At 60.1% G+C, this 14,563-nt stretch carries 4 protein-coding genes; 2 read left to right on the top strand and 2 right to left on the bottom strand.

The genetic code is table 11. From position 1 onward, the window contains the following. Positions 1-315: 315 nt before the first annotated feature. Together OZX57_RS05280 and OZX57_RS05275 are read right to left on the bottom strand one after the other, a co-directional pair. Positions 316-5,712, bottom strand: a complete 5,397-nt coding sequence (locus OZX57_RS05280) for a BspA family leucine-rich repeat surface protein (RefSeq protein ID WP_277161697.1) — start codon at positions 5,710-5,712, stop codon at positions 316-318. A 1,332-nt stretch (positions 5,713-7,044) separates the two neighbouring features. Next, complete coding sequence (locus tag OZX57_RS05275) at positions 7,045-11,187, bottom strand: BspA family leucine-rich repeat surface protein (protein WP_277161696.1); 4,143 nt, start codon at positions 11,185-11,187, stop codon at positions 7,045-7,047. 551 nt (positions 11,188-11,738) lie between these two features. On the opposite strand from OZX57_RS05275, the gene metK reads away from it, so the two are divergent. Both metK and OZX57_RS05265 read left to right on the top strand, forming a co-directional pair. Next, positions 11,739-12,962, top strand: a complete 1,224-nt coding sequence (gene metK / locus OZX57_RS05270) for a methionine adenosyltransferase (protein ID WP_277162949.1) — start codon at positions 11,739-11,741, stop codon at positions 12,960-12,962. A 210-nt stretch (positions 12,963-13,172) separates the two neighbouring features. Continuing rightward, positions 13,173-14,483 carry a class I SAM-dependent methyltransferase gene (locus OZX57_RS05265; RefSeq protein ID WP_277161695.1) on the top strand — a complete coding sequence of 437 codons (1,311 nt, stop codon included), beginning with the start codon at positions 13,173-13,175 and terminating at the stop codon, positions 14,481-14,483. Positions 14,484-14,563 lie beyond the last annotated feature (80 nt).

Below are 14,563 nucleotides of genomic sequence, written 5' to 3'. Positions count from 1 at the left end.
GTTGAGTGCTGTTGTAAGTGTATGGCGGGTGCCGGTGGCAGGTGGTTGGTTTGGGTTTGGTTTTACCTGCCGCCGGCACCCGCCGGGGTTCCCGCCGGACGGGTGTTGGGGGCCGGCGGGAAGTCTTGTGTGGTGTAGGGGCGTGGCCCATGGCTTCTGTATCGGGTTGCGGGCCATGCCCTTTCTTACTCGGTTGCCGTCATTGTTCGCGACCGGTTTTCCGGCGTCGTCGGTCGCGCAGCGCGGTAGCCAGCAGGAGAGCAGCCGTGGCGATGACGGTGGCGGCGAGGAGGGCCTTGTCCTGTCGTCCGCCGGTCAGGGGAGCTGGTGTTGGTAAGTGCCGGGGATGGTGAGGTGGGGGTTGATGGCAGAGCTGTCGCTTTCGGCGTAGCGGAAGGCGGTGTCGTGCCAGGCCCCGTCGTCGGCGTCGAGGATGGTGTAGCCTCCGTATTCCCCTCCCTGGGGGATCCGGTCGGCGGGGATGGTGAGCGTCCAGGTGTGTTCGGTGGCACCGTCGTAGGACAGTGGGTTGCCCTGTGGGTCGTCGGGGCTGGTGGTGGTGTCCTGGTAGCCGAGGAGGGCGAGGTGCTGGCCGGCCATGGGGTTGATCTGGACGCGGGACCTGTCGCGGCTGTCCCATGGGGTGGTGGTGCCGGTGATGGTGACGTTGTTGGTGGCGGGGTCGCGTGTGGCGCGCAGGGCGTGGGGCGCGGCGAGGGTGTGCCAGACGGCGTGCAGGGTCGTCCCGGTCCGTGTGGCGCCGGGGGTTGCGGCCAGTTGGATGTCGCGGTGGGCGGGGTCGTTCATGCCGGTGTCGGGCTGCTGGGCCTCGCTGCTGGCGGACCAGCCGGCGAACACGGCGTGGGCGGGTGCCATGCTCGCGGTGGCGTAGGGCAGTTGGATCCAGGCCTTGCTACTGCCGGTGTCGACTAGGGACTTCAGGTCGCCTGGGGGTGTGCCGGCGCCGCCGTGCATGCTGTTGGCGTCGAACGATGCATCCACCCATGGCAGGGTTCCCGAGACGAGCCCGCCACCCGCGGCAGTGGCGTCGCTGGTGATGCTGTTGCGCGTGATCGGGTCGGTGGTCGTGTACGAGGCCGTCATCACGTAGCTTTCGCCGGGTTCGGGGAAGGTGGTGTCCTGTCCTGCGGTGAGTGAGCCGGGCAGAGTGAACGCGTCGGGAGTGACCGTCTGGCTGCCCGCGGTGGAGCTCGTCTTGGTGTGGCATTGCCCGCCGGTGTAGGCGCCGGTCTGACTGGAGGGTTTCACACAGACGGTCACCGTTCCTCCGGCGTTCACGGCGGGCTGGGGGACTCGGCCAGGATCGGTGCCGGACGCCGGCATCCAGCCAAGTGCCGGCAGGGCCGCACTGAGCGGGGCGGTCGCTGCGACGGTGGCGGTGCCCTTGTCGGTGGCGTGGGTGTCGATGGCGACCTGGGGCGCAGCGGTGACGGCCTCCGCGATTGTGCTCCAGACGGCCTTGACAGTGGCGGTGCCTCCTGTGCCTTTTGGCGCTGTGATTGTGTGGTTGCTCACCGTAGCCGCACCGCCGGTGACTCCGATGGTGTCATAGGCCCAGCCGTTGAACAGGTTGTTGGGTTTGTTGGCAGTGATATGAGCCGTGGCGGTGTCGGGGACGGTGTAGGTGCCGGGCTGGAAGGTGGTGTCGATGGCGAGGCCGTTGCTGTCGGTGGTGCTCGCCTGCGTGGGCAGGCTGGCGTCCCCAGTGCCGCCGGCCAGGTCGTATTTGAGATCGACGTAAGTGATGGTTACGTCGTCGCGCACATAAGTGCCTTGGGGTGTGGCGGAGGTGGTGTTCGTCTGGAGGCCGGTGAGATTGCCGACGATTCTGGGGTTGGAGGGGTGGTGGCCTTTGGGCCAATCCCATTTTGTCCAAGTGTGCGAGGGGTCGAGGCCGTTGAGAGTGTTGGCGGCGAATCGGGTGTGCTCGCCGAGCCGGAAACGTTGTAAGTTGGCGGGCATCATGCTGGCCATGTTGTAGGTGCCGGAGGCTAGGGCCTTGCTGGTGTCCCAGCCGGTCAGATCGAGGTCGATGATACCGGAGTCGTTGAACATCGACCTCAGGTCTGTGACATTGCTGGTGTCCCAACCGCTGAGGTCGAGGCTGGTGAGCGCCTGGTCGTAGCCGAACGTTTGGGTCATATCGGTAACATTGCCTGTGTCCCAATTCTCTAGGCCGGTCAGCCGCGACAATCTGGTGCATTCGGTGAACATGACCGTCATATTGGTGAGGGTGCTGGTTTTCCAATCGCTCAGGTCCAATGATTGCAAGGCGGAGTCGTTGTAGAAGAGGTAATAGCCGGCTTTCCCATCGAGGGTTACGGTATGATGTCCGTTGTCCATTGCGGTGAGCGCGGACATGTTGTTGAGGGGGCCGTTGCCGGCGTAGCTACTGGTGGTGAGGGTGAGATCACCCTCGATGCTGATTCTAGTGATGCCACTTTTCCGTGCAATCCAGGGGATGTCTGTATATCCGTAGTAGTTGGGGCTGGTGCCTCCGGACAGGCGCAGGGTGTCGCCGTTGTCGATGGTCCAGCACACGGCTTCGGGCACCGGAGGAATGAGGCCCGGTGTCGGTTGGCCGGGGCCGCCCCAGGTGTGCCAGCCGGCGGTGTCCTCGCAATGGCCGGGCGTGGCGGTGGGCGTGCTTGGCTTCCATTGGGCGTAGAGGGTCAGGCGGGTGGCCTGCCCGTCCGGGATGCCGAGGCTTGCGGGAATGGTGACCGGGCCGTTCTGGTAGCTTGTGCCAGATCCGTCGCCGGCGGTGTTCCACTGGTCGAACTTCATGGACGTGGGAGGTGTCATGCCTTTGTCCGCAGCGGTGGGCAGGGTCAGGTCAGCTTTGCCGTCGGTCTTGTCGAGCAGGGCTTTCACGTGTGGATCCGGTGCTGGGCCGGTGCCCGACCCGGGCTTGAGGGTGGCGTCCATGTAGGGCAGGACTCCGGTGATGTCGCTGCTCCATGCGCTGGTGGCGGTAGCTCCAGTGCTGTCTCTTGAGGTCGAGCGTAGCTGGGCTATCCATGTGGCGCCCGGCGTGAAATCGTTGTAGGCATACACCTCGCAGGAGCTTGTTAATGCCGGTGCGCAGCTCGGAACGTGCCACCCGTACTGGCTGCTGTTGGGCTTGTACCGGATTTGCCAGCCGGTGGCGGCGCTCGGCAACCCCGAGGCGGTAAACGTGACTTTGTTGGTGGAGCGCTTCCATGTAGCGGTGACGCCGGTGGGTGCGTCTAAGGCCTTCCACACCGCATAGCGGGTAATCGTGCGGGTGCCGGAGGTTTGGGTGAACGTTTCGGTCTGGCCGGCGGTCTTGCTGGGCGTGGTGTCGGTGGGGTTCTCGGCCCAGCCGAGGAACAGCTTGCCTGGGGCGCTCATGCCTGCGCTGGACGGGTAGGTGAACGTCACGGTGCCGCCGGCGTCGGACCACAGGGATTGTGCGTTGTCGGTCCAGTTGGTGTCGGTTAGGGTGCCGGAACCACCTTGGCTTGCACCTGTGCCTGCGTTCGGGTCGAGGGTTAGCGTGACGGCCGGGCGTGTGTATGTGCCGTTGGCCTCGGCGCTGTTGACGGTGTTGGTGCCGTCGCCGCGCCAGGAGTCTTTGCTGGTCGTGAAGGCGGTAATGGTGTAGCCGGTGCCGAAGCTGGTGTTGGTGTACCAGGCGGCGGGAAGGGTGATGGTCCATGCGTGCGGGGTGGTGCCGTCGTACGCGTTGCTTGTTCCGGCTGGGTTGTCAGGGATGGCAATGCTTTGGCAGTTCGCCATGGCGACCGGGTTGTTGGTCTCTTTGGTGCAGGCGGTGACGGTGTCGCCGGACTTGAGGGGTGTGCTGCTTCCGCTGATCTTCAGTGTACCGTCGGTCTGGCGGATTGTGCTGGTGATGGTGGGGGCGAGCACGGTGCGCCAGATGGCGTAGCGGTCGGTGGGTCCGCCGGGGCTGGTGGCGGTGCGACCGGGGTTCAGGGTCGGATCGCCGGTGGTGGCGTTCTGATCGGTGTTCCAGCCGTCGAAGACCTTGTGGAGGTCGGTGTTGGTGTAGCCGTCGGTGCCGCCTACGGTGTCGGGTTTGGGCATGGTGGTGGTGCTCAGGCCGGTGGTGGCGTTGGGCGTGGCGGTGACGGTCTGGTCGTCGCCCTGACCGCCTTGGGCGGTGTTGGGGTGGAACTTCCAGGTGGTGTCGGGTCCGGCGGCGTACTGTTCACTGCTCCAGGTGGTGCCGCGTTCGCTCTGGTGGCCGAGGCGTATGCGCAGCCAGTAGTAGTCGCTGCTGGGTGTAGCGACGCCGGTAAGGGTCCATGGTTGGCTGGCCTGCCCGTCGGGGGTGGTGCCGGTGTAGGGCGTTGCGCTCGCGCAGTTGCCCCAGTTGGGTGTGCTGGCCGTGCCTGGGGTGGCGGAGCATATTTCGACGGTATCGTTGGCGCTGATGGGCTTGGCTGATCCAGTCACGGTGAGCGTCTGGTCGGACTGCCGGGTGACGGAGGCGAATGTCGGCTGTTTGACGGTCTGCCACACTGGGTAGAGGGTGCGTGCCTCGGGCGGAGTGAGGGTGAACGGGCCCGTCTGGCTGTTCGTGTTCGTGGCGCCCGCCGCGTCTAGGGCGTAGGCGTTGGTGCTCCAACCGGTCGAGGTGGCATGGCTGTTCGTGTTGGTGAAGTAATAAGTGGGGTCGTGCAGCGTGAAGGTCGCATGGCCGCCGCTGTCGGGGTTAAGGCTCTGGGTCTGCGCGGCGCCCTGGCCGCCGGCGGCGGTGTTGGGCTGGAGGGTGATCTGGGAGGGGTAGACGGTGTAGGTCACCGTGGTTCGGGTGGCGTCACTCCATACCCAGCGGCTGTTGGCCGAATCCCAGGACTGCATGCGGGCGCGGACAGTGTAGGTGCCGCCGGTCGGGAAGTTGTAGGGGCTGATGTTGGTGGACCAGTAGTGGCTGGTGCTGCCGTCGTAGCTGCCGTAGCTGGATGGGTTGACGGTGGTGCAGGTGTAGTTGTTTTCGGACTCGGCCCAGCTGGAGGGTTTGGAGCAGACCTTGATTTGGTCCGAGCTGGTGAAGGGCTGGCTATAGCCGTTGACGGTCATCTGGGTGCGGCTGGTGCGCGATGTGCCGCTGATGGACGGGCTGTTGACGCTCCGCCATTGGGCGTAGAGGGTCAATGTCTGACCGGTGGAGGTGTAGGCGCTGTATGTGCTTCCGGCGTTGTATTGGGTGCCGTTGCCGTCGGCGCGGGTGTTCCATCCGGTGAAGAGCTTGTTACCGGTGTTGGCCATGCCGTTGCTGGTGGGCAGGGTGAAGGATGCCCAGCCGGACCCGGCCAGGTTCCGCCATTGGTCGTTGACGGACCCGTAGCCGCCTTGGCCGCTGTTGGGATCGAGGTGCAGGTTGACGCCCCCGTAGGGGACGCCAGTGCGGATGGTCACGATGGGGGCGGTCTGCTGGTCGTAGGGGAGAAGGCTGCTGAAGGGCTGTGAGAACCGGCCGACGGTCTCGAGCTGGGCGTAGATGTCGTAGGTTCCTGCGCCGTTGAACCAGCTGCTGTCGAGGTTGGCGGTCCAGTTGAACGGGTCGTTTTGGTAGACGGTGCGTTTGATGACGCCGTAGTTGTTGCTGCTTTTCCCGTTTGGGTACCAGGCGTGGAGGTCGAGTTGGTTGTATTCGCGTAGGTCGGGGTTGCGGGGAACACGTTCTCTGGCTGCGCCCATATCCTGGTGCAGTTGAGGGGGACGGAGTCAATGCCGGTGCGGCAGGTGTAGATGGCGATGACGGTGCCTCCGGATTCCCACCATGTGCCGCCTGACCAGGAGCCGGGGTTGTATGTGGGTATGAAGAGGTGGGTGGCGGTGCCGGTGATGGTGATGGTGCCATCGCTGTTTTGCGTGAAGCCGGTGACCTGGGGGTTGGAGTCGCGCAGGCTGATGCCGGACTGGCCGTCTACCGGTGAGCCGAGCGATGGCAGGGATGGTGTCTGTGGTGTCACGCCCCCGCGCAGCAGCGGGTTGGAACCTGATCCCGAAGTAGCATCCTGCTTGTTTGCGGATGCTGGGGGTGTGGATGTGATACCGGAAGACTGTAGCGGCGATGACGGGGATGGAAGTCGGCTTTGACCTATGCCGGAGGGCGACTGTCCTTGTAACGGTGACGGTGCTGATTGGGACTGTGGCGTCTGCGAGGGGATTGCGTGGTCGTTGGTTGCCGGGATGTGGCACTTGTGTTCGGCTCGGCCTCCGAAGCGGAGCGGACATTGCCCGAAGAAGTTAGGGAAGTAGTTCTGTCTGGATGGGCGGTATTGCCCGATTGAGTTGAGGAATGGCTGGAAGCTGTTGCGTCAGCGGTGGTGCGCGGCGACTGTGCCGCGGATGCGGAGTTTAGTTCTTGGGACTCAAATCGCGGGGGGCGCGATAAAAGCAGTATTCGCGACACATAGCGCGAAGGCGACAATTGTACGGAAAATACCCATGATCAAACCCAATTCCTAGAGAATTATGTGGAGTTCGCCGGAGCGGCGCACTCCATAACTATCCGTACTTAATCATATATCTCATAATGTGTAAATCTGGAAAGTGTCCAAATTGTGATACAAAACTTAATGAAGGTGCTCTTTCGGTAAGCGCTGTCTTCGCAAGATACAAAACGTTTTTGTTGTTAGCGCTTGCGTCTTGTTCATTATGAATGCGTCTTCGTTGACATATGGTCGTCACGCATCTACGCCAAGCAACCATATTGGGTGCGGGAAATGAACGTGATGCTGTCTGTAGAAAAAATAGGGTGGGTGCCGGCGGCGGGTCGGTTGGTTTGGGTTTGTTTGAACCCGTCGTCGGCACCCAGTTGGTGTTCCCGCCGGGCCGGGTGTTGGGTGGCCTGGCGGGAAGTGTTAGGAGGGGACGGATGGCACAGTCGTTTGTAATCTGGCCGCAATCACGTCCCCTATGGGTAGAGCTTATTGTGGGCTCTTCGTGTGTGGGGATTATCGCGTGTAGAGGTGCGCCCGTGCGTATGGCGACCTTTGTCAGAGGCCGTCACACGCAAAGGTTCCACTACGCGCGCCTGGCGTGGCGACGTCGCCGGTCGCGCAGGACCATGGCGAGTCCGGCGACCAAAGCAGCGAGAACGATGCCTAGGGGCAGGACCCGTCTCCAAATGCCGCCGGTCATGGGCAGGCCGTGGAGGAAGGGCTTGAGGATGGTGTAGTCCTTGGTGTCGCTGGCCTCGACGGTGCGGCTCGGGTCGCGCCAGGCGTCCTCGTTGCGTGAGATCTTGGCCTTGACGCGGTAGCTACCGCCCTTGGGCAGCTGCGCCTCAGTGAGGGTGAGCGTCCAAGGATGGGTATTGGAGCCGTCGTAGGGCAGGAGACTGTCGTCGAAGGTGACGGGGTTTCCGGTGGTGTTGCCGGGCTGTCCATCCAGTCCTGTCACGTCGACGAGCGGTTTGTCAGCGGTGGACCAGGGCTTGCTGGTGCCGGTGACAATTACCGTGTTGTCGGACGCGTTTCTGTACATCCCGGTGACTACCGGGGCCTCGACGGTGTTCCAGATTGCGTAGAAGGTCAGGTCGGTCTCCGCGTTTTCGGAGGAGGCGTTGACGACGATCTGGCGGTGGCCGGGGCTGCCCATCCCGATGTCGGGGGCCGTGCTCGAGGCGGTCTTGGACCAGCCGGTGAAGATCGCGGCTGCGGGCGTCATGGTGGCGGTCGGCTTGGGCAGGATGATCGTCGCGCTCTGGTTGGTGGTGTCGGCCAAGGTTTTGATACCATCGGGTGGGTCGCCGGCGCCGTGGTGGGCGCTGTTGGCATCGAAGGTGATGTTGAAGAAGGGCAGCACGCCGGTCTTCTCACTGTATTCGCTGTGCACAGTCTGGCCGGTGTTGGGGTCGGTGGTGCTCGCGTCCGCCTTCAGGTCGTAGGTGTCGGTCCATCCAGCGCGCAGCTGAGCGGGAGTCAGGCCGGTCCATGTGTTGCTGCCGGTGTCGCCGTCGCTGGTGTAGGTGTAGATATTGGTATAGCCGGCGCCGTTCAGGGAGGTCAGATAGATTGCATCGCCGGTTTTGTGGGCGTTCGAGTCGACCGCTTTGACATCGATGGTTGGGTCGGCGCCGGTCGGTGCGTGCGTGGTCACTGTGTCGATGGTCGGACCCTCCAAGGTCTTCCAAATCGCGTACACATTGACTGGGATGCCGACATCGCCTGGCGAGTATCCCACGTCGAACGTCTTGGCCGCACCTGGCTGGAACGCGTCGGTGGGCGGGCTGGTACTGTCTGTAGCCCAGCCGGTGAAGAGTTGGTGCGCCGGGTTAACCAGCGCGTTCGGCTTGGGCAGGGTGACATTGATCGAGTTGCTTGTCGTGGTGTCCACGAGCGCCTTGGCTCCGTCGGGAGGCGTGGTTCCGGTTGCGCCGTTGGCGTCGTAGTGGGCGTACATGTACGGCAGCGTTCCCTTCATCGTCAGTTTCTCCACTAGGTTGCCTGTGGCTGGATCGGTTACCTGGCCTGTGGAATCGGTGACATCGACGGAGTACTGGTTGGCTATCGGGAACTTGGCCATGAACGTGCTTGCTGGGAACGACACCTTCCACGGGCTTGTGGAAGTGCCCATCCTGTAGGGGTAATCAGCTCTGAGTTTAAGAATATTAGTAAAATTAGATGCCGGTCCCAAAGCTTGTACGCACACGTAGATGTCATAAAAACCAGGGGCTTCAGGTGTATCGGGGACGGTGACGTAAGTCCAGCGACCTGTAGCGGGATCTTGTGCAGGATATGTATAGCCCGCTTGGATGAAATCTTTACTGGAGAGTTTTACAGTCCACATGTTTTTCCCGCTATTAAGCGGATAAATAAGACCAGACTCTCCTTGTCCACAACTTGTGCCGGGGAACATGTCGGAAGTTGTCGGAACGGGGCAGGGTATACCAGTACCTCCAGCGGGAATGGAGGCAAGCGATCGAGGAAAAACGACCACACGTCCGAATGTGCCTTTGCCGTTTAAGATGTTACTGCCCACTTTTCCGCTGATAGTGATGTTCCCGGGGTCTAATGGGTCAATGGTCACGCTGGTGATGGTATTTCGGGTGTTGCTTTGAACATTGTCCATCGTTGTCGGGCCGGATATCGTTTGTGACTGGCAGGTGTCGGCTGATATGCAGGCATTAATTGTGCTGTATTGCAGTGCGGTGCCGCTGGCCGTGACCGTGTCCGAGTCGCGGTGATAGGCGACGCTGGAGTCAAAGGGCACCATCCGCCATTGCGCGTACAGGGTTACTTTGTTGTCCGGCTGATATTGGGCTTGCGTGAATGTGATGTTTCCTCCAGGCGAGACACTGCTGCCGGAGCCGTCTGCGTTGGAGGCCCATTTGTCGAACGCGAAATTGGGTTTACTTATAGTCGTTAGTCGGGTGATGGCGAATGTGGCCGTAGAACTATCTGTGTCGATTGGAGATTCCACGATAGCTGGTACTTTGCCGTCGCCTGTATTCAGGTCGAAGGACAACGTCACATGTGGAATCGTAAAATCCCGAGCAAAATAGTTGCGCAATCGTGCTCTGCTGCCGGTTTTACGGTCTATCGTTTTGCGCTGGACTGCGATACCAACTTTCCACTGGGTTTGTTGACTAGCGAGTGATGAGACAGGTTGTGCCGAAAAAATGATGGGTCCTGCGTACCCGTCTGATGGAATGGCATAGGATGTTGAGTACCAAGTAAGCTGATTCTGTCCACTAGGTCCTGAAGATGAATAGGCTGATATTGCGTCTCCTGCTTGGAACGAGCTTTGGGAGTTTATGGTGAGGTCGAAGGTCGGGTTTTGACCGGTCAGTGCGTGCACTTTGATGTTGTTGAACGTGGGTAGTGGGATGTCGTACCATTGCGCGTAGAAAGTGACGGTCGTGTTGGTGCCTTTTGGATAGCTCATGGACTGTTGAGCTGAGGTGTATGCTGTTCCACTGCCATTTTGTGAGGTGTTCCAGTTGGCAAATAACGAGCCGCTCTTATTGATAAGGTTTGTTGCAGAGGGGACGGTCAGCGTACCGCCGGTGTGAGCGCTGTCGAATCCAGTGCCGGCGTTGGACATAACCCCTCCGTTGGGGTTGATAGCGAAGATGACGCAGCTGACGTTCGAAGGTATAGCGACATCATCGCGGACGTAAGTGGCGGGCTTGTCGAGTCCGACCTGTGTGGGAGCCAGGGGCTGGCACCAATTACCTTGTTCTCGCCACCAATGGCTGGGGTCTAAAGAACCCATTGGGCCAGAGGACACCGGATCGTCATCATGGGATGATGTGACGGATGAAGGAGGAAGGACAGTGTTGGTGCCAAGGATGATTTTCTTTAGATTTGGTGGCATCATGGCATTCGCGGTTGTGACGTTTCTTGTATCGAAGTTGCTGATGTCCAGGGATTCCCAACTGCGGCAGTAGTGGAACATATTGTCCATATTGGTTGCCCGACTGGTGTCCCACTTGCTGGTATCTATTGGGGCAAGATCATTGCAATTATTAAACATATTTGAGAAGTCGGTGACTTGGCTGGTGTTCCAATTAGTGGTGTTCAATGAGTCCAAGTTTCCACAGCCGTCGAACATGCTGTGAAGGCTGGTAGCTTGGCTGGTATCCCATCCTGTCGTATCCACTGATTCGAGATCTGATAACGACCAGTAACCACTGTAAAATAAATTGATTGCTCCTGTTCCGCTGAAGGTGAGGGAGGCTCCATTGCCCATCTTGAAGGTTTTGAGATACTGCAATTCTCCGAACACACCTGCTTGATAGCTCGAAGTATTGCGGATGGTGAGGTTGCCTTCGATGATGACTTGCGTGATGCCATACACGGTTTCCTGGTCGTACCGCGGGGAGGAAACGAACGTGGATGGTGTGGTGCCACCGCTGACGTGGAGGGTGCAGTCCGTGCCGTCGTCCGAGATGTGCCATTGGATGTTGGAACCTGCCCAGGTCGCTGGGCTGGTAGACGTGCAGGTGGCGGAGCGGGGGCTGACTTCGGATCTGGATTTGATTCCCTTGGCTTCTGGGGTCTGAGAGGCATTGTCTTGGCCTTGCGAGCGTTGCGGACTGCTGATCTGGCCTTGCGGGTTTGGAGTCGGGAGCGTTCGACTGTTGGTGTTTTGCACGTTCGAGGCATCGATGGGGCTGGGCTGCGCGGCGAGTGATGGGGTCGCCGGACTCAAGCGAGTCAATGATGAAGGTTCGCTATTGTCTGCATCTTTCTGTTGCAGGGAAGACGACGCTGGTTGCGGGGACTGCGTCTCGGCTTGGCTGGCTGGGGCCGAAGGCTCTATGTGTTGGTCACCATCATTGGTGACTTGCGATGCTGGATGAGTTTGGACTGATGAGGAAGTGGGATGGGTTGATGTTGAGGAAGCGCTAGCTGTCTGACTGCTTTGGTTTATCGGGACATCATGAGATTTCGCGGGGGGGGCGATATTCAATGATGTTGTAATGCAAAGTACAAAAGCAATAAAGTAGCGGAAAACGCTCATGGTAACCAAACCCTTTGTTTAAACCCAAATAAATTCATGTCTAAAGACACTGCAATACAATTTATAATTGGTGCTGGACTTGTCGGCTTGGGCTGTGCAAATAGTAGAAATCGCACGGCCGAGACTTCTCTGTTTTATAAAGGCGTTTCTTCATACCTGCCTGCGCGTAGAGTGACATTTCGTATGTATACACGTCGGCCGCACTGCGGCTCTGGCATGGAAGAAAGAAGTTCACTGTGTCTACAGAAGTGACAAAAGAGCGTCGCCTGATCTCCGCGGAATCGGTTACCGAAGGGCATCCCGATAAGGTCTGCGATCAGATTTCGGACGCAATTCTCGACGATATGCTTCGTCAGGATCCCCATTCCCACGTGGCCGTGGAAACCTCGGCCGCCATTGGGCAATTCCTTATCTTTGGCGAGGTGACCAGCTCCGGCTATTCCGACATCCAGCGCATCGTGCGCAATGTCGTCAAAAACATCGGCTACACCTCCTCCGAGGTCGGCCTTGACGCTGATTCCTGCGGCGTTCTGGTCTCGCTGACCGAGCAGAGCGCCGAGATCAACCAAGGTGTCGACCGTCTTAACCCCGAGCAAGAGTCCGCGGTCTCGCGTGAGGAACGCTACGAGGCTCAGGGCGCTGGCGATCAGGGCATCATGTTCGGCTATGCCTGCGATGAGACGGATGTGCTGATGCCGTTGCCGATCTATCTTTCGCACCGTCTGGCGTTCCGCTTGGCTCAGGTGCGTAAGGAAGGCATCGTGCCGCATCTTCGTCCGGACGGCAAGACGCAGGTCACCATCGAATACGACGACAACGACCAGCCGATTCGCGTCGACACGGTCCTTATCTCCACGCAACACGACCCCGAGGTCAATCATGACTGGCTCATGGAACAGCTGCAGGAACATGTCATCAAGCCCGTGCTCGAAGAGGTGTGCGGCACCAAGATTCGCCACGACGATTACCGCGTTTTGGTCAACCCGACCGGTTCCTTCGTCCTCGGCGGCCCGGCGGCCGATGCGGGACTCACCGGCCGCAAGATCATCGTCGACACCTACGGCGGGGCAGCCCACCATGGCGGCGGCGCCTTCTCCGGCAAGGACCCGAGCAAGGTCGATCGTTCCGCGGCCTACGCCACGCGTTGGGTGGCCAAGAACATCGTCGCCGCAGGTCTGGCACACAAGGTCGAGGTGCAGGTGGCCTACGCCATCGGTGTCGCCGACCCGGTGAGCATCAACGTCAACACCTTCGGCACTGAAATCGGCGGTGTGACCCGCGAACAGATTCAGGCTGCGGTGCGCAAGGTCTTTGACCTGCGTCCGGCCGCGATCATCGACGAGCTCGACTTGATGCGCCCGATCTATCTGAAGACGGCGGCTTACGGCCACTTCGGCCGCACCGATCCGGACTTCACATGGGAGGCCACCGACAAGGTCGACGAGCTCAAGGCGGCCATCGCCGAGGGCTGAGCGTGTCTAACTGGTCGTAATTGACCTATATGCAGGGAGCCGTATCCGAGGGATTTCCGAGGATACGGCTCTTTTTTTGCTCGTGGGCCTGCGAAACTCCGAGAATTTCACGGCCAGCAAAACCGTTATGGTGTCGTAACTGGGCAATAGTCTAAATATGGTTTTGCATGAGGAAAATGCAATGAAATGCACTTATTTTGGAGGTTGCGCATGGCCGCTATGACCGTAGCCGATATGGTTTCAATGTTCCTTGAGGACAATGGGAAAATCAACATCACCGCTTTCGACGGTTCTTCGTTCGGGCCGCAGGACGCACCGCTGCACATCACGGTGAACAACTCGCGTGCCGTGTATTATATGGTCGACCATCCCAACGATCTCGGCCTCGCGCGCGCCTATCTGCAGGGCGACATTGCCTCCCCAGAACTCATCCCCGGCGATCCGTATGAGGTGTTCAAGAAGCTTGTAGCCCTGAAGCCGGATATGAAGAAGCCGAGCCCGGCCGACCTGGCCCGCATCGTCGCTTCCGTCTATTCGCACGGCATCCGTCACCCCGAAGCTCCGTCGATCGAAGGCCCGAGCCGCTGGAAGCGCCGCACCGAAGGCCTGCTGCCACACTCCAAGGCCGGCGACGAGGCCACCGTGAGCTATCACTATGACCAGTCCAACGAGTTCTACCGTCTCTTCCTCGGTTCCTCGATGACCTACACCTGTGGCGTGTTCACCTCGCCTGAGGATTCGCTTGAGGATGCCGAATGGCGCAAGCTCGATCTCGTGCTCGACAAGCTCAACCTGAAGCCCGGCGACCGGCTGCTCGACATCGGCTGCGGCTGGGGCTCCATGGAGATTCGCGCCGCACAGCGTGGCATCAAGGTCCTCGGTGTCACCTTGGCCGGTGAACAGGTCAAGTGGGCTCAGGAATGGATCAAGCGCGAAGGCCTCGAAGACCTCGCTGAAGTGCGTCAGATGGATTACCGTGACGTGCCGGAAGGTGATTTCGACGGCATCTGCTCGATCGGCATGATGGAGCACGTCGGCTTCAAGCACTATCCCTCCTACTTCAAGGAGATCTTCGACAAGCTCAAGCCCAACGGCCGTCTGCTGAACCACCAGATCACCCGCGTCAACTCCATGACGGGCAAGGCCGCCGGCGAGTTCATCGATCGCTACATCTTCCCTGATGGCCAGCTGGCTTCTCCGGGCGAGATCGAGACCGTGATTCAAGACACTGGTTTTGAGGTTGTCAACCAGGAGAACCTGCGTCAGCATTATGCGCTGACCCTGCACAACTGGAACAAGAACCTGGTCGCCGGCTGGGACCGCGCCGTCGAGCTGATGGGCGAGCCCAAGTCGCGCCTGTGGGGCCTCTATATGGCCGGCTGCGCGCTGAACTTCGAGCTCAACAATATCCAGATTCACCAGTTCCTCTGCGTGCGTCCGGATGACAAGCAGATGACCGACACCTACCCGCTGCGTCCGTGGTGGATCGAGGATTCGACCGTCAAGCCGACCAAGATCTGAGTTTCTATCAGATTCTGCTTTTTGAATGTGGCTGCATGCTCAGGCATGTGGCCACATTTGCGTTTCAACAATCCACGGCC

The organism is Bifidobacterium sp. ESL0682, assembly GCF_029392815.1.
In the GTDB taxonomy this organism is placed as follows: Bacteria; Actinomycetota; Actinomycetes; order Actinomycetales; family Bifidobacteriaceae; genus Bifidobacterium.
Note: the sequence above shows the minus strand (reverse complement) of the source record. Positions and strands in the feature narration are given on the sequence as shown.

What these genes read in the sequence shown, in the direction of transcription:
- OZX57_RS05265 (WP_277161695.1), top strand. Translation starts at nt 13,173, where the DNA reads ATGGCCGCTATGACCGTAGCCGATATGGTTTCAATGTTCCTTGAGGAC.
- OZX57_RS05280 (WP_277161697.1), bottom strand. Translation starts at nt 5,712, where the DNA reads ATGGGCGCAGCCAGAGAACGTGTTCCCCGCAACCCCGACCTACGCGAA.